The sequence below is a fragment of the Mitsuaria sp. WAJ17 genome (genome assembly GCF_014174515.1).
Lineage (GTDB): Bacteria > Pseudomonadota > Gammaproteobacteria > Burkholderiales > Burkholderiaceae_C > Roseateles_B.
Genome location: NZ_JACJUG010000009.1, coordinates 94,782 through 113,798, shown reverse-complemented (window position 1 = coordinate 113,798; position 19,017 = coordinate 94,782). Strand labels below are relative to the sequence as shown.

21 protein-coding genes are annotated in these 19,017 nt (G+C 67.6%); 15 read left to right on the top strand and 6 right to left on the bottom strand.

What is annotated here, in order from left to right:
* Positions 1–10: 10 nt before the first annotated feature.
* From kdsB to H5407_RS09460, 5 genes are read right to left on the bottom strand one after another with little or no spacing between them, the layout of a single operon-like run.
* A complete protein-coding gene (gene kdsB / locus H5407_RS09480) occupies positions 11–775 on the bottom strand; it encodes a 3-deoxy-manno-octulosonate cytidylyltransferase (RefSeq protein ID WP_183104205.1) in 765 nt (254 codons plus the stop codon).
* On the bottom strand, positions 772–981 hold the full coding sequence (locus H5407_RS09475) for a Trm112 family protein (protein WP_183104204.1): 210 nt from the start codon (positions 979–981) through the stop codon (positions 772–774). Before H5407_RS09475 ends, kdsB begins: the two co-directional genes overlap by 4 nt.
* A 2-nt stretch (positions 982–983) precedes the next feature.
* Entirely contained in the window at positions 984–2,015 is a 1,032-nt protein-coding gene (gene lpxK / locus H5407_RS09470) for a tetraacyldisaccharide 4'-kinase (protein WP_183104203.1), read from the bottom strand.
* A 38-nt stretch (positions 2,016–2,053) separates the two neighbouring features.
* Positions 2,054–2,485 (bottom strand): biopolymer transporter ExbD, encoded by a 432-nt coding sequence (locus H5407_RS09465; RefSeq protein WP_183104202.1) that lies wholly within the window; start codon positions 2,483–2,485, stop codon positions 2,054–2,056.
* Entirely contained in the window at positions 2,482–3,111 is a 630-nt protein-coding gene (locus H5407_RS09460) for a MotA/TolQ/ExbB proton channel family protein (protein ID WP_183104201.1), read from the bottom strand. Before H5407_RS09460 ends, H5407_RS09465 begins: the two co-directional genes overlap by 4 nt.
* Before the next feature lie 387 nt (positions 3,112–3,498).
* On the opposite strand from H5407_RS09460, the gene xseA reads away from it, so the two are divergent.
* The 13 genes from xseA (at position 3,499) to H5407_RS09400 (ending at position 15,814) form a co-directional block, all read left to right on the top strand.
* Positions 3,499–4,848, top strand: coding sequence for an exodeoxyribonuclease VII large subunit (gene xseA, locus H5407_RS24260; RefSeq protein ID WP_255501166.1), 1,350 nt, complete (start codon positions 3,499–3,501; stop codon positions 4,846–4,848).
* A gap of 156 nt (positions 4,849–5,004) precedes the next feature.
* The gene (locus H5407_RS24255; protein ID WP_255501165.1) at positions 5,005–5,586 is read left to right on the top strand and encodes a superoxide dismutase; all 582 of its coding nucleotides are present in this window, start codon (positions 5,005–5,007) and stop codon (positions 5,584–5,586) included.
* 111 nt (positions 5,587–5,697) lie between these two features.
* Positions 5,698–6,393: a response regulator transcription factor gene (locus tag H5407_RS09450; protein ID WP_183104200.1), complete on the top strand. Its 696-nt coding sequence runs from the start codon at positions 5,698–5,700 to the stop codon at positions 6,391–6,393.
* Entirely contained in the window at positions 6,380–7,831 is a 1,452-nt protein-coding gene (locus H5407_RS09445) for a sensor histidine kinase (protein WP_183104199.1), read from the top strand. Before H5407_RS09450 ends, H5407_RS09445 begins: the two co-directional genes overlap by 14 nt.
* Before the next feature lie 188 nt (positions 7,832–8,019).
* Positions 8,020–10,302 (top strand): cation-translocating P-type ATPase, encoded by a 2,283-nt coding sequence (locus H5407_RS09440; RefSeq protein WP_183104198.1) that lies wholly within the window; start codon positions 8,020–8,022, stop codon positions 10,300–10,302.
* Between the two features lie 23 nt (positions 10,303–10,325).
* Complete coding sequence (ccoS, locus tag H5407_RS09435; RefSeq protein ID WP_183104197.1) at positions 10,326–10,508, top strand: cbb3-type cytochrome oxidase assembly protein CcoS; 183 nt, start codon at positions 10,326–10,328, stop codon at positions 10,506–10,508.
* A 37-nt stretch (positions 10,509–10,545) separates the two neighbouring features.
* Entirely contained in the window at positions 10,546–11,985 is a 1,440-nt protein-coding gene (gene ccoN / locus H5407_RS09430; RefSeq protein ID WP_183104196.1) for a cytochrome-c oxidase, cbb3-type subunit I, read from the top strand.
* Positions 11,986–12,003: 18 nt separating this feature from the next.
* Positions 12,004–12,630 (top strand): cytochrome-c oxidase, cbb3-type subunit II, encoded by a 627-nt coding sequence (gene ccoO, locus H5407_RS09425; protein ID WP_183104195.1) that lies wholly within the window; start codon positions 12,004–12,006, stop codon positions 12,628–12,630.
* 11 nt (positions 12,631–12,641) lie between these two features.
* The gene (locus H5407_RS09420; protein ID WP_183104194.1) at positions 12,642–12,821 is read left to right on the top strand and encodes a cbb3-type cytochrome c oxidase subunit 3; all 180 of its coding nucleotides are present in this window, start codon (positions 12,642–12,644) and stop codon (positions 12,819–12,821) included.
* Positions 12,814–13,728, top strand: a complete 915-nt coding sequence (ccoP, locus tag H5407_RS09415; RefSeq protein ID WP_183104193.1) for a cytochrome-c oxidase, cbb3-type subunit III — start codon at positions 12,814–12,816, stop codon at positions 13,726–13,728. Before H5407_RS09420 ends, ccoP begins: the two co-directional genes overlap by 8 nt.
* Positions 13,729–13,755: 27 nt before the next feature.
* Positions 13,756–15,219 (top strand): cytochrome c oxidase accessory protein CcoG, encoded by a 1,464-nt coding sequence (gene ccoG, locus H5407_RS09410; RefSeq protein ID WP_183104192.1) that lies wholly within the window; start codon positions 13,756–13,758, stop codon positions 15,217–15,219.
* A gap of 9 nt (positions 15,220–15,228) precedes the next feature.
* Positions 15,229–15,495: a hypothetical protein gene (locus tag H5407_RS09405; protein ID WP_183104191.1), complete on the top strand. Its 267-nt coding sequence runs from the start codon at positions 15,229–15,231 to the stop codon at positions 15,493–15,495.
* 31 nt (positions 15,496–15,526) lie between these two features.
* Positions 15,527–15,814 carry a hypothetical protein gene (locus H5407_RS09400; RefSeq protein ID WP_183104190.1) on the top strand — a complete coding sequence of 96 codons (288 nt, stop codon included), beginning with the start codon at positions 15,527–15,529 and terminating at the stop codon, positions 15,812–15,814.
* A 141-nt stretch (positions 15,815–15,955) separates the two neighbouring features.
* Here H5407_RS09400 and fnr read toward each other — a convergent pair whose 3' ends face one another.
* Positions 15,956–16,693 carry a fumarate/nitrate reduction transcriptional regulator Fnr gene (fnr, locus tag H5407_RS09395; protein WP_183104189.1) on the bottom strand — a complete coding sequence of 246 codons (738 nt, stop codon included), beginning with the start codon at positions 16,691–16,693 and terminating at the stop codon, positions 15,956–15,958.
* A gap of 178 nt (positions 16,694–16,871) precedes the next feature.
* On the opposite strand from fnr, the gene hemN reads away from it, so the two are divergent.
* Together hemN and H5407_RS09385 are read left to right on the top strand one after the other, a co-directional pair.
* A complete protein-coding gene (gene hemN / locus H5407_RS09390; RefSeq protein WP_183104188.1) occupies positions 16,872–18,281 on the top strand; it encodes an oxygen-independent coproporphyrinogen III oxidase in 1,410 nt (469 codons plus the stop codon).
* Between the two features lie 16 nt (positions 18,282–18,297).
* Entirely contained in the window at positions 18,298–19,017 is a 720-nt protein-coding gene (locus H5407_RS09385; protein WP_183104187.1) for a sulfite exporter TauE/SafE family protein, read from the top strand.

Sequence of the window (19,017 nt, the reverse complement as noted above, 5' to 3'; positions counted from 1 at the left end):
CAGCGCCGGCTCAGACGGCGGCGCCGTCAGCGACCAGGCGACGGACCCGTTCGAGGTCCTCGGGGGTGTCCACGCCGGGGCCGGGCCGCGTGCTGCTGACATGCACGGCGATCCGCTCGCCATGCCACAGCACGCGCAGCTGCTCTAGGGCCTCGATCTGCTCCAGGGGGCTTTGCGCCAGTTGCGGAAAGCGGCGCAGGAAGCCGGCCCGGTAGCCATACAGGCCCACATGCCGCAGCACGGTACCGGGATGGGGCTGGGCACCGCCGCGTGGAGCGTCGCGCCACCAGGGAATGGGGGCGCGCGAGAAATACAGGGCATGGCCCGCCGCATCGCAGACCAGCTTCACCACATTGGGATTGGCGAACTCCTCGGCGTTGTCGATGCCATGGGCCACGGTGCTCATGGCGCAATGGGGGCGGCCCAGCAGCAGCTCGGCGCAAGCGCGAATCATGGCAGGGTCGATCAGGGGCTCATCGCCCTGGACGTTCAGCACGACGGCATCGTCGGCCAGGCCCAGTTGCTCCACGGCCTCGGCCAGGCGGTCGCTGCCGCTGGGATGGTCGGCCCGCGTGAGCAGGGCCCGGATGCCGTGCGACTCGCAGGCTGCGAGCACGGCTGGCGCATCGGTCGCGACCACCACTTGCGCCGCTCCCGCGCGGGCTGCTCGCTGCGCCACGCGCACGATCATGGGCAGGCCGCCGATGTCCGCCAGTGGCTTGTCGGGCAGGCGCGTGGAAGCAAGCCGGGCCGGGATGATGATGTGGAAGCTCATGCCGGCTCGGCTGGCTGGGCGCTGTCGGCCGGGGCGGCGTCCAGGGGGCGGGCCTCGTTCTCCAGCATCACAGGGATGCCGTCACGGATGGGAAAGGCCAAGCGGTCGGCATGGCAGACCAGCTCTCGCCGGCTGTCCTCGCGCAGGTGTTCCAGGGGGCCCTTGCAGATCGGGCAGACCAGCATCTCCAGCAGTCGCGTGTCCATGTTCAGCGGAGCAGGGCCTGCACGCGGTCGCACAGGGCCTGCTCGAAAGCAAATTCGGGCCTGAAGTCTAGCGCCACCACCCACACCTGGGTTTGACCCACGCGGGAGGGGGGGAGCTTGACGGCGTCCTTTTCCGTCAGCAGCAACTCGATGCAGTCCGCGGGCCAGGGCAGCGTGGTGAAGTCATGATGGTCCGGCAAGGGTAGGGGGCGAATGTCCAGGCCTTGCGCAGTCAGCATGTCGAAGAAAGCCTGGGGGCGGGCCAGGCCTGCCGCCGCCAGCACCGGGCGGCCCCGCAGGGCCGTCAGCGCCTCGGGGCGGGCCGGCTGGCCCTGCCACCACTCCTGCAGTCGAACGGCTCCAGCCAGGCGGCGGGTGCCCACATAGCCCGGCAGTGGCGTGCTGGGCTTGCCGCCGCTGTAGAGCAGCAGGGTGTCGTCCCGGCTGCCGGGCGGGGCGGGGAGCGGACCGGCCTGACGCAGCGGGCCGGCCGGCAGCAGGCGGCCATTGCCCAGCCCACGGTCGTCGATCACCACGATGCTCAGCTGGCGGGGCAGGCGCCAGTGCTGCAGGCCATCGTCGGCCACGATGAGGTCCAGCGCAGGGTATGCCGCCAGCAGGGCCTGTGCGGCGGCAATGCGGTCCCGGCCCACGGCCACGGGGCAGCGGCCGCGCAGGTGGATGAGCAGGGGTTCATCGCCCACCTCGGCGGCCGCGCTGTCGGGCTGGACGAGCAGCGTCCGGCTGTCATCGCGCCGACCATAGCCTCGCGACACCACGCCCGCGCGCCAGCCCTGTTTTCCGAGAACATCCAGCAGAGCCAGGGTGGCTGGTGTCTTGCCGGCGCCACCGACGATCCAGTTGCCCACGACGATGACGGGGCAGGGCAGGGGCAGGCTCTTCTTGAGCCCGGCGCGGTAGGTCCAGACCCGCAGGCGCAGCAAGGCCGCATGCAGGGCGCCAAAGGGGCGCAGGGCCTGGGCCAGCGCGTCGTTGCTCGTCCAGGCACGCTGCAGGCGGTCCTGCCAGCTCATGACGAGCCCGGCGCGATGAGGGCGAGCATCGGGGGCGCTCAGGGGCTGCCCGGGCCCTGGGCTGCAAAGGTCAGGCGGGCCAGGCCCACGCGACGGGCCGCGTCCATCACGTTCATCACTGACTGGTGCGCCGCGGCGGCATCAGCGGACACGGTGATGGTGGTCTCTGGATCGATGCCCTCGCTGCCTTGGGCGGCCTGCGCCAGGGCGGCCGCCAGCATCTCCACCGAGCGGCCTTCCACCACTTGGCGGTTGATGGCGTAGTGCCCGTCGGCGGAGACCGCCACGATGATTTCCTTGGGCCGGTCCTTCAGTTGGTCGGCGCTGGCTGTGGGCAGGGTGATCTGTAGCTCGGTGAACTTCGAGTAGCTGGTGGACAGCATCAGGAAGATCAGGATCACCAGCAGCACATCGATGAAGGGGATCAGGTTGATCTCGGGCTCTTCGCCCTGACGCTGGCGGAACTTCATCGCGAGCCGCCCTGTGAGATGCGCATCAGGTGGCTCAGCAGCGCGTCACAGGACTCCTCCATCTCCAGTACATAGGCCTCGATGCGGCCGCGGAAGTAGCGGTAGAACATCAGCGCGGGGATGGCGATGATCAGGCCGAAGGCCGTGTTGTACAGCGCGATGGAGATGCCGTGGGCCAGTTGGGCCGGGTTGTTGCCGCTGGGGCCCTGGCTGCCGAAGATCTCAATCATGCCCACCACGGTGCCCAGCAGGCCCAGCAGCGGCGCTGCCGTCGCGATGGTGCCCAGGGTGTTGAGGTAGCGCTCCAACTGGTGGATGGCGCCGCGGCCGGCCAGCTCGAAGGTCAGGCGTAGCTTGGTCTCGGGGATGCGGGGCTCCAGCACATTGGCGCGCAGGCCGGTGGCCAGCACTTGGCCCAGCAGGGAGCTCTCGGCCAGCTTGTTGACGACGTCAGCAGGCGGGATCTGTTGCTGGGTGACGGCGATCACTTCCTCGACCAACTTGGGCGGCGCGATGCGCTGCGGCCGCAGGCTGGCCAGGCGCTCGATGATCAGGGCCATGGCGATGATGGAACACAGAAGCAAGGGCCAGATTGGCCAGCCAGCGGCTTGTATGATCGAAAACAAAGGCTACCCCTCGACGGTTTCGCAGGTCTGCAGCAGCGAGGCTGCGCGCGGGATTATGGCGCGAAGCCACCCCGCCCGGACCCTGGTTTGCAAGTAGACGTGAGTCCCTCGCACAGGCGGGGCAGCGCGGCGGCGGTTCCGGGCCGGGGGGCAGGCAAGTCATCCACCGAGCCTGTGGATAACTTTGTGGGCAAACTGTCATCCGACGGCGGCAGAGCCCGTCAAATCGAGGTTTGGCTCAGATTGCCGCATTTTTGGGCAGGAAAAAGGTCTTGAAAAACAAGCGTTTATGTGTCTGTGACGCAGGCATGACAAGGCGAATGGTCCGCAAAGCCTTGATTGGCGCGGCTGTGGAGTTCTGGACCCGCATGGATATTGGGCTGGCGCATGGATGAGGGCTTCAAACCCGCATCGACACGGATGACGTGGACGGTGGGCGGCCTGGTACGGGCCATCGCGGACAGCCTCTCCAGCCGCTTCAGCAGTGTCACCGTGGAGGGGGAACTCTCGGGCTTCACCCGCGCAGCCAGCGGCCACTGCTACTTCAGTCTCAAGGATGCCGATGGCGGCAATGCGCTGCTGCGCTGCGCGCTGTTCCGGCGCACGGCTGCCATGCTGGACTTCCTGCCGGCGGACGGTCAGCGGGTGCAGATTCGCGGGCGCGTGGCCCTTTATGAGCCCCGCGGCGACCTGCAGTTCGTGGCCGAGGCCATGTGCCGTGCGGGCGCGGGCGCGCTCTACGAGCAGTTCCTGCGGCTCAAAGCCCGGCTCGAAGGGGAGGGGCTGTTTGACGCCGCACGCAAGCGCGAGCTGCCGGCCTATCCCAGTCGCATCGGCGTGATCACCTCGACCGCCGGGGCGGCCCTGCATGACGTACTGACGGCGCTGGCGCGACGGGCGCCGCAGGTTGAGGTCTTCGTCTACCCCAGTCTCGTCCAGGGTGCCGACGCGCCGGCCAGCGTGATGGCGGCCCTGGCTCAGGCCAATGTCCGGCGGGATGCCGAGCTGCTCATCCTGTGCCGCGGTGGAGGCTCGCTGGAGGACCTCTGGGCATTCAATGACGAGCGCCTGGTGCGCGCCATCGTGGCCAGCGAGCTGCCCATCATCGCGGGCATTGGCCACGAGACTGACATCACCCTGGCCGACCTGGCCGCCGACCTGCGCGCGCCTACGCCGACGGCCGCGGCCGAGCTTGCCGCGCCCTCGCGCCAGGAGTGCCTGGGGCAGTTGGCCCACCTGAAACAGGTGCTGCAGCGCCGGGTCCGGCGGGAGCTGGACACAGCGGCCCAGCGCCTGGACCGCGTCGCCCTGCGTCTGGCGCGCCCTGCCGAGGGGCTGGCTCGCCAGCGGCGCCGGGTGGTCCTGCTGGCGCAGCGCTGGGGTCAGGTCTTGCCTCGTTGGGAGAGCCTGCAGTCTCAGCGCCTGGCGCACTTGGCGCAGCGCCACCGCGCTGCGGCGCCCCAGCTGCTGCGCGGCAGTCAGCAGCACCTGGACGGCCTGGCCGCGCGCCTGGCAGCGTTGGATCCGAGGCAGGTGCTGGCCCGCGGCTATGCCTGGCTGGACGACGGCCAGGGCAGGGCGCTCACAACCGTGGACCAGCTGCAGGCCGGCCAGCAGCTGCGCGCCGTGCTGGCGGATGGCGAAGCGTCGCTGGAGGTGCTGTCCCTGGCGAGGTCCGGCAATGCCGGAGGATCACCGCCCCCTGTCAAGCGCCGTCGCAAAGCCACCAAAGACTGAGGCAGATCAAAGCGCCTGGATTGCCGAGGGTTTTGCAGGCTCTGCCTACAATGCTTCGGCACCGCAAGTGGCCATGCGCCCTTGTCCACATCCAGCGGGCCCTGGCTCCCCGGTGGGCCGCGGCCCCTTCCTTCACCGACAACGAGAGGACTCACCATGGAACACACCCTGCCCGCCTTGCCCTATGCCAAGGACGCCCTGGCACCCCACTACAGCGCCGAGACGCTGGAGTTCCACCATGGCAAGCACCACAACGCCTATGTGGTGAACCTGAACAACCTGCAGAAGGGCACCGAGTTCGAGACCAAGACGCTGGAAGAGATCGTCAAGACCTCCAGCGGCGGTATCTACAACAACGCCGCCCAGATCTGGAACCACACCTTCTTCTGGAACTGCATGAAGCCCCAAGGCGGCGGCGCCCCCACTGGTGCGCTGGCTGATGCCATCAACGCCAAGTGGGGCAGCTACGACGCCTTCAAGGAAGCCTTCGTCAAGAGCGCCGTGGGCAACTTCGGTTCCGGCTGGACCTGGCTGGTCAAGAAGGCGGATGGCAGTGTGGACATCGTCAACACCGGTGCCGCCGGCACGCCGCTGACCACCTCCGACAAGGCTCTGCTGACTGTCGATGTGTGGGAGCACGCCTACTACATCGACTACCGTAACCTGCGCCAGAAGTTCGTCGAGACCTTCCTGTCCAACCTGGTCAACTGGGAATTCGCTCAGGCCAACTTCGCCTGAGCCCGGGCGGCGTCATCGCCGTCTCAGTGAAAGACCGGCCCCCGAGCCGGTCTTTTTTTGCCCGCACTGGCGGCACAATCCGGGGCTCCCTCCTGCAGTTAGTGGTGTGCCATGCGAGTGCTCCTGGTCGAAGACGATGCCGCCCTGGGCCTGGGCGTGGCCCGAGCCCTGGAGCGCGAGGGCTGGCAGGTGGACCTGCTGCAGGACGGCCGGGCCGCGCTGGCGCCGGGCCTGATGACCCAGTTCGACCTGGCCGTGCTGGACCTGGGCCTGCCCGGTGTTGATGGCATGAGCGTGCTGCGCGAATGGCGGGGCCAGGGCCTGAAGCTGCCTGTGCTGCTGCTGACCGCGCGCGATGAGCTGGCGGACCGCGTCAGCGGGCTCAATGCCGGCGCGGACGACTACCTCGTCAAGCCCTTCGACCTCAGCGAGCTGGTCGCGCGGCTGCGCGCACTCAAGCGCCGCGCCGAGGGCCGCACCAGCGACTGCCTGGTCCTGGGCGCCCTGAGCCTGGACCTGGCCCACAAGGAGCTGAGCCACAAGGGCGAGATTGTGCGCCTGAGCCCCCGCGAGTACGCCCTGACCGAGATGCTCATGCAGCGCCCCGGCCGCGTGGTCAGCAAGGATGCCATCGTGGCGCGGCTCTCCAGCTGGGAGGCGGACTTCAGCGAGAACTCGGTGGAGGTCTACGTCTGCCGCCTGCGCAAGCGTTTCGCGGAGCTGGGCGTGGTGATCCGCACCGTGCGTGGCTTTGGCTATGCCATGGACCAGGTGCAGCCGGGCGAGACGGTCGGTGTCGACGCCTGACAGCGCCGTGCCGCCCGCCGGCCCTCGCCGCGCCCGCAGCCTGCGGGCCCAACTGCTGAGGCCGCTGGCCTGGATCTGGTCCCTGGGCCTGGCTGTGGCCGCGTTCGGGGCCTATGAGCTGGCTGTGGTGGCCGGTGATGCCGCATTCGACCGCGGCCTGCAGGACTCGGCGACCGCGCTGGCGGGCAAGGTGGTCTGGACCGACCGCGGTCCGCTGCTGGACGTCAGCCGGCAGTACTTTGAGCTGCTGACCTGGGACCAGACCGAGCTCAGCAACTACGCCATGCTGGACGAGCAGGGCCGTGTGCTGGCCGGCGATGCCGCGGTACCGGCGCCGCGGCAGCGTGTCTCGCGCCGGGCCTTCGAGCGACCCCTGCTCTACAACGCCCGCATGGGGGAGGAGGCCGTGCGCGGCGCGCTGTTCTCGATCGCCTCGCCTATGCTGGACCGGCATGTCAGCATCATCGTGGTCGAGACCCTTCACAAGCGTCAGCGCCTGGTCCTGGACGTGCTGACGGTGATGGCCGTGCCGACCCTGGGCCTGGGCCTGTTGACCCTGTCTCTGCTGGCCTGGGGCATCCGGCGTGGCGTGGCGCCTCTGCGCGCGGTGGCGGCCGAGGTCGCGGGCCGCGAGCCCAGCGACTGGCGGCCGCTGGCCGTGCAGGGTGTGCCGGCCGAGGTGCTGCCCCTGATCGAGCGTATCAACAGCCTGCTGGCCAATGTGGAGGAATCCGTGGCCCTGCAGCGCCGCTTTGTGGCAGATGCGGCCCACCAGCTGCGCACGCCGGTTGCCGGCCTGCGCGTGCTGAGCCAGGAGCTGGCCGCGGAGCTGGGCAGCCAGGGCGGCGTGCCTGCCGGCCGGACCGGCCCGCTGCTGGAAGGGTTGCAGCAGTCCAGCGAGCGCATGGGCAAGCTGATCGCCCAGCTGCTGACCCTGGCCCGCGCAGAGGCCGCACTGATGCAGCTGCAGGGCGTGGAGCCCATGGCCCTGGGCCCGCTGATCCATGAGGCGGTGGAGCCCATGGCGCTGGAGGCCGTGCGGCGCGGCAGCGAGATCCAGCTGCAGCTGGAGGAGCCGCCGGAGCGGCCGCTGGAGGCGCGGGCCCATGCCCTGTGGCTCAGCGAGGCCATCAGCAATGCGCTGGACAACGCCCTGCGCTACGGCGGGCGTCACATCCGCGTGCACCTGCAGGCAGAGGACGGCTGGGCCTGTATCCGCATCAGCGACGATGGGCCCGGCGTGGCTGCGGCGGACCTGCCCCGCCTGGGTCAAGCCTTCTGGCGAGGCGAGCGGGCTGATGTGCAAACCCAGGATGGCACAGGCTTGGGCCTGGCCATCGCCCACGACATCATCCGACGCCTGGGCGGACGCTGGGAGGTGCGCAGCCGGCCGGAGTTCCCGGGCTTGGAGCTGGTTTGGCGCCTGCCCCTGGTCTGATGGGCGAGACGGCCGGCTGTACGCAATGCGGCCAGTCCCTGGCGGGGACCACTGTGGCGTTCGTGAGGAATCCATCGGTCGGCTTGATATAAGTCATGTCCACCTTGGCTGGTTTGGCTAGATTGGGGGCCTGACGGATTCCGCCGGAGTCCGTGCCCTACAAGCCCAGAGCAGGACATCCGCCGCCCATGAGCGCCATGCCGATCGCCGCCGCATTGCCCTCGCCGGAAGGTGCGGCTGCTTCTGCGCCCCTTGCGCCGGCGGCTGCCTGCGATGACGCAGCGCAGCTGGATCGTTATACCGAGTGGCTGGACCACGGCGGTCGCCGCCTGGGGCGGTCCCAGCTGCAACTGGCGGGCATGCACTGCGCTGCCTGCGCCGGCATCATCGAACGTGCCCTGATGGCCCAACCTGGCGTGCAGGAGGCGCACGTGAACAGCGCCGCTGAGCGCCTGCAACTGACCTGGGACCCGGCCCGCACGCAGGTCTCGCGCCTGATCGCCGCCATCGAGCGCACCGGCTATGGCGCAGTGCCTGATCTCGCCGCGCCCGCTCGCCAACTGCGCGAGAAGGAGCACCGGCAGGCCCTGTGGCGCCTTTTCGTGGCCAGCTTCCTGATGATGCAGGTGATGATGCTGGCCACGCCCATCTACGTGGCCGGCCCTGGGGACATGGCGCCCGACCAGCGCAATCTGCTGCAGTGGGGCGAGTGGGTGCTGAGCCTGCCGGTGATGCTGTTCTCGGCCGGCCCCTTCTTCAGCGCTGCCTGGCGCCAGATCCGCAACCGCAGCCTGGGCATGGATGTGCCAGTGGCCCTGGGCCTGCTGGTGACCTTCGTGGCCAGCAGTGGTGCGGTCTTCGACCCGGCGGGCCTCTTTGGCCACGAGGTCTATTTCGATTCCCTGACCATGTTTGTCAGCTTCCTGCTGGGCGGTCGCTACCTGGAGCTGCGCGCGCGGCACAAAGTCGCCCGCTCCCTGGAGCTGGCCGGCGAGCGCCTGCCCGAGCTGGTGCAGCGCCTGCAGCCGGATGGTCAATACCAGACGGTGGGGCTCTCCGAGCTGCGGGTGGGCGACCGGGTGCGTGTGCTGGTGGGGCAGGCCTTCCCGGGCGATGGCGTGCTGATCGAGGGGGTCACGGCGGCCGATGAATCCCTGCTGAGCGGCGAGTCCCTGCCCGTAGGCAAGGCATCGGGTGACGAGGTCGTGGCAGGCAGCCTGAACCTGCAGGCGCCCGTGCTGATGTCGCTGCGCGGCCTCGGGGCGGACACCCGCTACGAATCCATCGTGCGACTCATGCGCAGCGCGTTGACGCAGCGGCCGGCCCAGCTGCGCCTGGCCGATCGCGCAGCCGGACCCTTCCTGTGGGGCGTGCTGGTCCTCGCGGCAGGTGCGGCCGTGGCCTGGAGCTGGATCGATCCCTCGCGGGCCGTGTGGGTGGCGGTCTCTGTGCTGATCGTCACCTGCCCCTGCGCCCTGTCGCTGGCTGCGCCCTCGGCCTGGCTGGCGGCCACGGGCCTGCTGGCGCGGCGTGGCGTGCTGCTGTCCCGTCTCGACCTGCTTGAGACCATGGCCCAGGTCGACACTGTGGTGATGGACAAGACGGGCACGCTGACGGAGGACCGCATGCGCCTGGGCAAGACCTGGCCCCAGGCGCCGGATGCCGAAGTGCTGCAGATGCTGCAGGCCCTGGCCGGCCAGTCCCTGCATCCCTATGCCAAGGCGGCCCTGGAGGCGTGGGCGCCGATGGCAGGCTCCGCGGTCCTGCATGAGCTGCGCGAGCATCGTGGGCAGGGCATGGAGGCCCTTGATGTGCAAGGGCGCCGCTGGCGCCTGGGCGCCGCCGGATGGGCGGCCCCAGCGCGTGTGGAGCTGCCGTCGGCGCAGCTGCTGCTGAGCTGCAACGGCGAGGTCCGCCTGGCCCTGCAGTTCGAGGAGACCCTGCGGCCGGATGCCGTGGACGCGGTGCAATCGCTGCGCTCCCTGGGCCTGCGCGTGGAGCTGCTGTCGGGCGACCGACCCGAGCGCGTCGAGGCCGTCGCGCTGGCCGCGGGCATTGCGCAGGCCACCGGCGGTGCCAGCCCTGAGGGCAAGCTGGCGAGGGTCGAGACCCTGCAGGCGGAGGGCCGCAAAGTACTGATGCTGGGCGACGGCGTCAACGATGCACCGGTGCTGGCGCGGGCCGACGCCAGCGTGGCCATGGGGCAGGGCGCCCTGATCGCCCGCACGCAGGCCGATGCCGTGCTGCTCTCGGGGCGTCTGTCCGAGCTGGCTCGCATGCGCGCGCTGGCCCTCAGGACACGCCGCGTGATCCGCCAGAACCTAGCCTGGTCCGCGCTCTACAACGCCGCTTGCATCCCGCTTGCCCTGGCAGGCTGGCTGCCTCCCTGGGCGGCAGGCATCGGCATGGCCAGCAGCTCGCTGCTGGTGATTCTTAACGCCCTGCGCCTCGCGCGGGATAGCAAGACCTGACCCCGCGGGGCAGGGTGCATGACATGGACATTCTCTACCTGCTGATTCCGATGTCGGTGGTGCTGGTGCTGCTGATCGTCGGGGTGTTCGGTTGGGCCATCAACAGTGGCCAATTGGACGATCTGGAACGCGAAGGTGAGCGCATTCTGGATGAGGAATCCCAGGGGGTTGATGGCGATCAAGCCATGAACAAAGTAATCCCCTAAAAATCCCGGGGTCAATCAAGTGTGAAGGAGCACGTCAATGGCAAGTGTCGCTCAGCCGGCCGGGCCGGTTTATGAGGACGGCGTCGTACGAGCGTTTGCGCTCGCAGCCGTCCTGTGGGGCATCGTGGGCATGCTGGTGGGGGTGGTCATCGCCGCCCAGCTGGCTTGGCCCGAGCTCAACCTCGGAATTCCCTGGCTCAGCTACGGCCGATTGCGGCCTCTGCACACCAACGCGGTGATCTTCGCGTTCGGCGGCTGCACGCTGTTCGCGACGGCCTATCACGTGGTGCAGCGCACCGGCCAGACGCGCCTGTTCGCGCCCGGCCTGGCCTGGTTCACCTTCGTCGGCTGGCAGTTGGTCATCCTGGCCGCCGCGCTGACTCTGCCGATGGGCTTCACCTCCGGCAAGGAATATGCTGAACTGGAATGGCCCGTTGACATCCTGATCACGCTGGTGTGGGTGTCCTTCGCCATCGTGTTCTTCGGCTCCGTAGGTATCCGCAAGATCCGCCACATCTACGTGGCGAACTGGTTCTTCGGTGCCTTCATCATCGCCGTCGCCCTGCTGCATCTGGTCAACAGCGCCGCCATCCCGGTGAGCCTGTTCAAGAGCTACTCGGCCTACGCCGGTGTGCAGGACGCCATGGTGCAGTGGTGGTACGGCCATAACGCCGTGGGCTTCTTCCTGACCGCAGGCTTCCTGGGCATGATGTACTACTACATCCCCAAGCAGGCAGGCCGTCCGGTGTACAGCTACCGCCTGTCCATCGTGCACTTCTGGGCCCTGATCTTCACCTATATGTGGGCGGGCCCCCACCACCTGCACTACACCGCGCTGCCCGACTGGGCGCAGTCGGTGGGCATGCTGTTCTCGCTGGTGCTGCTGGCTCCCTCCTGGGGCGGCATGATCAACGGCATCATGACCCTGTCGGGTGCCTGGCACAAGCTGCGTGACGACCCGATCCTGAAGTTCCTGATCGTGTCCCTGTCGTTCTACGGCATGTCGACCTTCGAGGGGCCGATGATGTCGATCAAGACGGTGAACGCCCTGAGCCACTACACGGACTGGACCGTCGGCCACGTGCACTCCGGTGCCCTGGGCTGGGTGGGTCTGATCTCCATGGGCTCGCTGTACCACCTGATCCCGCGCATGTTCGGCCGCACCGAGATGTACTCCAAGCGCGCCATCGAGCTGCACTTCTGGGTCGCAACGCTGGGCATCGTGCTGTACATCGCGGCGATGTGGATCGCCGGCGTGATGCAGGGCCTGATGTGGCGTGCGGTCAATCCTGACGGCACCCTGGTCTACACCTTCGTCGAGAGCGTCAAGGCCACCTATCCCTTCTACGTCATTCGTCTGTGCGGCGGTCTGCTGTACCTCGGCGGCATGGTCATCATGGCCTGGAACGTCGTGAAGACGGTCGGCGTCGGCAAGGTGCAAGCGCAACCCGTCCCCGCTGTGGCGGCTCACGCCTGAGGCATGGGAGAAAGCAACATGGCTAACAACAATCACGCCGTTTCCGGTCACGAGAAGATCGAGACCAGCAACTTCCTGATGATCGTGCTGGTGCTGCTGACGGTGGTCGTCGGCGGCATCGTGGAAATCGTGCCGCTGTTCTTCCAGCGCTCGACCACCCAGGCGGTCGAAGGCCTCAAGCCCTACACCGCGCTCCAGCTGGCTGGCCGGGACGTCTACATCCGCGAGGGCTGCTACAACTGCCACTCGCAGATGATCCGTCCCTTCCGTGCCGAGACCCTGCGCTATGGCCACTACTCGGTGGCCGGCGAGTTCGTCTACGACCACCCCTTCCAGTGGGGCTCCAAGCGGACGGGTCCCGACCTGCACCGCGTGGGCGGCAAGTACAGCGATGAATGGCATCGCATCCACCTGAACAACCCGCGCGACCTGGTGCCCGAGTCGAACATGCCGGCCTACCCGTGGCTCACCAAGGCCATGGTGGACCCGGCCGACATGGCGCCCAGGATGAAGGCCCTGCGCGTGGTCGGCGTGCCCTACACCGATGACGAGATCGCCAAGGCTGGCGAGGAAGTCAAGGGCAAGACCGAGATGGATGCCGTCGTCGCCTACCTGCAGGTGATGGGCACGGCCCTGAAGAAGTAAGGAGGCATCTCATGGACGTCAATGACCTCCGCGTCGCCTTCACGCTGTTCTCCATGGTGATCTTCCTGGGCATCGTGTCCTGGGCCTTCTCCAAGCGGAACAAGCAATCCTTTGACGAGCTGGGCGGTCTGCCCCTGATGGACGATCAGGCCGCCGGCGCAATCTCCTCCCAAGGAGGCCGCAATGAGTGACTTTTTCTCCAGCGGCTGGTCGACCTTCGTCGCAGCCGCCACCATCGCCGGGCTGGTCCTGTGCCTGGTGCTGCTGATCATCGCCAGCCGCCGCCGCGTGATGGCCGATGACAACACGACGGGCCACGTCTGGGACGTGGACCTGCGTGAGATGAACAACCCGCTGCCGCGCTGGTGGATGGGCCTGTTCGTGATCACGGTGGTGTTCTCGGGCATCTACCTGGCCATGTACCCGGGCCTGGGCAGCAGTGAGGGCAGCCTGAAGTGGACCAGCGTGGGCCAGTACGAGGCCGAGCAGGCCAAGGCCCGTGCGGCCCTGGAAGGCGTGTATGCCAAGTACAAGGCCATGGATGCCGCCGCCCTTTCCAAGGATCCGTCGGCCATGGCTATCGGCGAGCGCCTGTTCGCCAACAACTGTGCTGGCTGCCACGGCTCCGACGCCAAGGGATCCAAGGGCTTCCCCAACCTGACCGACAACGACTGGCTGTACGGCGGCGCTCACGAGACCATCGTGCAGACCATCAACGGCGGTCGCAATGGGGTGATGCCGCCGATGGCAGCCGCCGTCGGTGGCCCTGAGGACGTCAAGAACGTGGCCAACTATGTTCTGAGCCTCTCCGGCAGCCCGCACAACTCGATCGCTGCCCAGCTGGGCAAGGCCAAGTTCGGTGCCTGCGCAGCCTGCCACGGTCCGGACGGCAAGGGCAACCAGGCCATCGGCGCCCCCAACCTGACGGACAAGGTCTGGCTGCATGGCTGGGGTGAGGACGCTGTCGTTGCCATGATCAACAACGGCAAGAACAACGTCATGCCGGCTCACGCCTCGCGTCTGAGTGCCGAGCAAGTCCACGTGCTGGGCGCCTATGTGTGGAGCTTGTCGCAGGGCACCGCCGTTGCAGCCAAGTAAGTTCCCTCACGCCAAGGATTGATCCCCATGAGCAGTAGCAGCGATACCGTCCCGAGAGCTTCGTCTCCAGCCCTGCCGGGCGATGACGCTGCCCGCGAGATGGTGTCGCTCTACCAGGCTCAGAAGAAGATCTACCCCAAGGCCGTCAGCGGATGGTTCATCCGCTGGCGTTGGGCCCTGGTCTGGTTGACGCAGCTCCTGTTCTACGGGCTGCCCTGGCTGGAGTGGAACGCACGTCAGGCCGTCCTGTTCGACCTGGGCGCTCGGCGTTTCTACATCTTCGGCCTGGTCCTGTATCCGCAGGACTTCATCTATCTCACGGCGCTGCTGCTGATCTCGGCATATGCGCTCTTTCTCTTCACCGCAGTCGCCGGTCGACTGTGGTGTGGCTACGCCTGCCCGCAGACGGTCTATACCGAGATCTTCATGTGGATCGAGCGCAAGTTCGAAGGTGACCGTGCGGCCCGCATGAAGCTGGATGCCGCGCCCTGGTCCCTGGACAAGCTGCTGTGCAAGGGCGGCAAGCAGCTGGCCTGGATCGCACTGGCGTTCTGGACCGGCTTTACCTTCGTCGGCTACTTCACGCCCATCCACGTCCTCGGGGCGGAGGTGGCGGCCCTGGGTCTGGGGCCCTGGGAGCTGTTCTGGGTGCTGTTCTACGGCTTCGCGACCTACCTTTTCGCCGGCTACATGCGCGAGCAGGTCTGCAAGTACATGTGCCCGTACGCGCGCTTCCAGAGCGCCATGTTCGACAAGGACACGCTGATCATCAGCTACGACGCCGAGCGCGGTGAGCCGCGTGGCTCGCGCGGTCGCAAGATCGACATCAAGGCCGCGGGCCTGGGATCCTGCATCGACTGCAATCTGTGCGTGCACGTGTGCCCCACGGGCATCGACATCCGCAACGGCCTGCAGTACGAGTGCATCGGGTGCGCCGCCTGCATCGACGTCTGCAACGGTGTGATGGACAAGATGGGCTACCCCCGTGGCCTGGTTCGCTACGACACGCAGAACGGCCTCAGCGAACACCTCAGCCGTGCGCAGTTGATCCGGCGCATGTTCCGCCCGCGGGTGCTGATCTACTCCAGCATCCTGGTGCTGATCTGCGTGGCCCTGTTCTGGCACATGCTGACGCGCACGCCCTTCAAGGTCGATGTGGTGCGGGACCGCGCCTCGCTGGCCCGCCTGGTGGAGGACGGCTACATCGAGAACATCTATCGCCTGCAGGTCATGAACGCGACCGAGCAGACGCAGGCCTACACTGTTACCGCCGAGGGCCTGCTGGGCCTGGCGCTGACCCAGCCCTTGCGCATGAGCGTGGGTCCTGCCGAGGCGCGCTGGGTGTCCGTCGCGCTGCGCCTGCCGCCGCAGACGGCACAATCGGCGGGCGGTGGCGCCCACGAGATTCATTTCCGTATCGTCCGGGATGCAGGCGCTGGCGAAGTGCCCAGCCAACTGGTCGAAAAATCTACCTTTGTGGTTCCCCGCTAGGAGCGAGATATGGCTGACATCCAATCCTCTTCGCCCGTACCGCGCGCCTGGTGGCGCGAACGCATGATGTGGCTGGTGGTCGGCGGCCCCGCTGCCGTGGTGCTGGCCAGCTTCGTGACTCTGGGCGTGGCGCTCAAGCACCCAGATCCCGTGATCGAGACCCAGCAGCGTCTCTCCGCCGACAGTGCGGCTGACGGCCCACAGTCCGCGGCGCTCGCGCCGGCCATCGCGGCCCGCAACCATGCCGCCACCGGCGGTTCGGCGAGCGGCAAGTAGGCCCTCGCAGTCCATCGTGGAGGACGCCGGGATGGGACTGATTGGAGAGAAGCCGGGCCCTGCGCGCTGGGCCATGCATATCCTGTGGCCGGCCTTCGTGATGGCCGGTGTAACCGAGGCGCTGGTCTTTGCCCTGGTCGATCCCATGGACCTGAGCTGGTTTGGCCAGGCGCCAGTGCGGCTCAGCCGGGAAGCGATCTACAGCTTGAGTTTCCTGGCCTTCTGGCTGCTGATCAGCCTGGCCTCTGCCCTGACGATGCTGCTGGCGGCGCTGCCTGCCGAGCCGGCGCAAGAGCAGTCGCGACGCTGGCCTCACTGAGGGTCAGGTCTTGCCTTCACCCATGGGCTGAGCCGATTGCCGGCCTCCGTCCGGCGAGGTGGGCCGCACAAGAAGCAAAAAGCCCGCTTCACAGCGGGCTTGGTCAATGCCGAGCAGGCAGGGCGCTCAGGCACAGCGTGCTCAGGTGCAGTGCGCGGTGTTCACCAGCTTCTGCAGGCCGTCCTGGTTGAGGATGCGGATCTGGCGCTGCTTGACCTCAAGCAGGCCTTCGTCCTGGAACTTGGAGAAGGTGCGGCTGACTGTCTCGAGCTTGAGGCCCAGGTAGCTGCCAATTTCCTCGCGCGTCATGCGCAGTACCAGGGCCGATGCCGAGAACCCGCGGGCCTGCAGGCGCTGGGTGAGATTCAGCAGGAATGCAGCCAGGCGTTCCTCGGCGCGCATGGAGCCCAGCAACAGCATCACGCCGTGGTCGCGGACGATCTCGCGGCTCATGATCTTGTGGAACTGGTGCTGCAGGTCGGTGAACTCGCGGGAGAGCTCCTCGAGCTGGCTGTACGGAATCACACAGACCTGGCTGTCTTCCAGCGCCACGGCGTCGCAGGAGTGGCGGTCATTGCTGATGCCATCAAGGCCCAGAAGCTCCCCGGCCATCTGGAAGCCGGTGACCTGGTCGCGGCCGTCTTCCGAGGAGACGCAGGTCTTGAAGAAGCCCGTGCGGACGGCGTAAAGCGACTGGAAGGAGTCGCCGGTGCGGAACAGCGTGTCCCCGCGGGACACATTGCGGCGCGTAGCCACCAGGCTGTCCAGCTGGTTCAGGTCCGACTCGGACAGCCCGACGGGCAGGCACAGCTCCCGCAGATTGCAGCTGGAGCAGGCGACCTTGAAGGGCTCGATCTTGATCGGGGTCTGGGTATTCATAGGGCTCATTATGGGCTGGGACTGCCGGGGCGGCGAGGAGATGTCAATGGCCGCATCTGCTTCAGGGCAAACGTCCGGTCTGACGCTCCTCAAGGCTGTAGCCATTGTTTACCCGTGCCTGTTGATCAATCTTGATACAGGTCAATCAGTGCTTGTGCAGGCTTGGCACAGTGGCGGCATGGAAACCATCAACACTGCCGCCCTGCCGGGCATCACCGAGGATGTGCTGCGCCGCTTCGATGTGTCCGGTCCGCGCTACACGTCCTACCCGACGGCCGACCGATTCGTCGAGGCCTTCACTGTCGAGCAGTACAAGCAGGCCCTGAATCAGCGGGCCGACGGCGGTGTGGTGGGTGGTGGCGCGCCCCTGTCCCTCTACATCCATATCCCCTTCTGCGAGTCGGTCTGCTACTACTGCGCCTGCAACAAGGTCATCACCAAGCACCATGAGCGCTCTGCGGAGTACCTGGGAGTGCTGGTCCACGAGATGGACCTGACGGTGGCTGAGCTGCGCCGAACGCAGTCCATCTCCCAGCTGCATTTCGGCGGCGGCTCCCCGACCTTCCTCAATGACGAGGAGCTGACCGGCCTGATGGATGCCATCAGGCAGCGCTTCAAGCTCGCGCCTGGCGCCGAGGTGTCCATCGAGGTGGATCCCCGCACCGTCACCGAGGCCCGCCTGAAGCACCTGCGCCAGCTGGGCTTCAACCGCCTGAGCTTTGGCGTCCAGGACTTCGACCCGGAAGTGCAGAAGGCCGTGCATCGCGTGCAGAGCTACGAGATGGTCGAGAGCCTGATGCAGCAGGCCCGCGCCCTGGGCTATGAGTCCACCAATGTGGACCTGATCTACGGCCTGCCGAAGCAGACGCCGGAGAGCTTCCAGCGAACCATCCAGCAGGTGGCGACCCTGCGCCCGGACCGCATCGCCTTGTACGGCTACGCCCACCTGCCCACGCGCTTCAAGCCGCAGCGCCGCATTGATGCTGCCCAGCTGCCGGTTGCAGCCTCCAAGCTGACCATGCTGTCCACTGCCCTGAGCGGATTCGTCGGGCACGGCTACTCCTACATCGGCATGGACCACTTCGCGCTGCCCAATGACTCGCTCGCCGTGGCCAAGCGCCAGGGCCGCCTGCACCGCAACTTCCAGGGGTATAGCACGCAGCCGGACTGCGACCTGATCGGGCTGGGCGTGTCGGCAATCGGCCGGGTGGGCGCCACCTACAGCCAGAATGCCAAGACCCTGCCCGAGTACTACGACGCCATCCGCCAGGGCCAGTTGCCCATCCAGCGAGGCCTGGCACTCACCCGCGATGACCTGGTGCGCCGGGCCATGATCATGGCGCTGATGTGCCAGGGGCGGGTGGAGTTCGAGTCCATCGAGCTGGCCCATCTGATCAAGGTGCGCGAGTACTTCGGTGCCGAGCTGGAGCGCCTGGAGTCCCTGCAGGAGACCGGTCTGGTCGTGGTCGAGCCGGAGGCCATCCAGGTCACGCCCCTGGGCTGGTACTTCGTGCGGGCCGTTGCCATGGTCTTCGACCGCTACTTGCAGGCTGACCGCACGCGCGCGCAGTTCTCGCGCATCATCTGAGGGTAGAGTCCTCGCCATGGAAGCTGCCCTCGTCGGCTCTGCCCTGCTGATGGGGCTGGCCGGCACCCCGCATTGCGCCGTGATGTGCGGCGCTCCCTGCGCCGCGCTGAGCCAGGGCTCGCCGCGCAGTGTCGCGCATCTGGGCTTCCAGCTCGGGCGCCTGCTCAGCTATGGCGCTGCCGGTGCAGTGGCGGCGTCCAGCGTGTCGCTGATGGCGCATTGGGGGCAGACGGTGGCCCTCTTACGCCCCCTGTGGTTGCTGCTGCACCTGGGTGCGCTGGCCTTGGGCGTCTACCTGTTGTGGAAGGCGCGACAGCCGGCCTGGCTCTCTGCCCTGGGGCGCGAAGGCAGCCGTGATGGCGCGATTCCCGTTGTGGCTCTGGCTGCTGGCGGTCCCTCGCTCAGCACGCCGCGGCGCCCGCGCTGGCGTGCCGTGCTGGCGGGCCTGGGCTGGGTGGCCTGGCCCTGCGGCCTGCTGCAATCGGCCTTGCTGCTGGCCGCTCTGGCCAATGGCGCGCTCGGCGGTGCGGCGGTGATGGGCGCCTTCGCGATCAGCTCAGGCCTGGGCCTGGCCCTGGGGCCGGCCATCCTGTGGAAACTGCTGGGCCTGGGGCGGGCGGAAGAGGGCCGCGGCATGCGTTGGGCCACGCGCCTGGGGGGCCTGGGCCTGGTGCTCAGCGCCGGCTGGGCGCTGGGGCATGGCGTCTGGGCTCAGATCCAGGCCTACTGTGCCTGA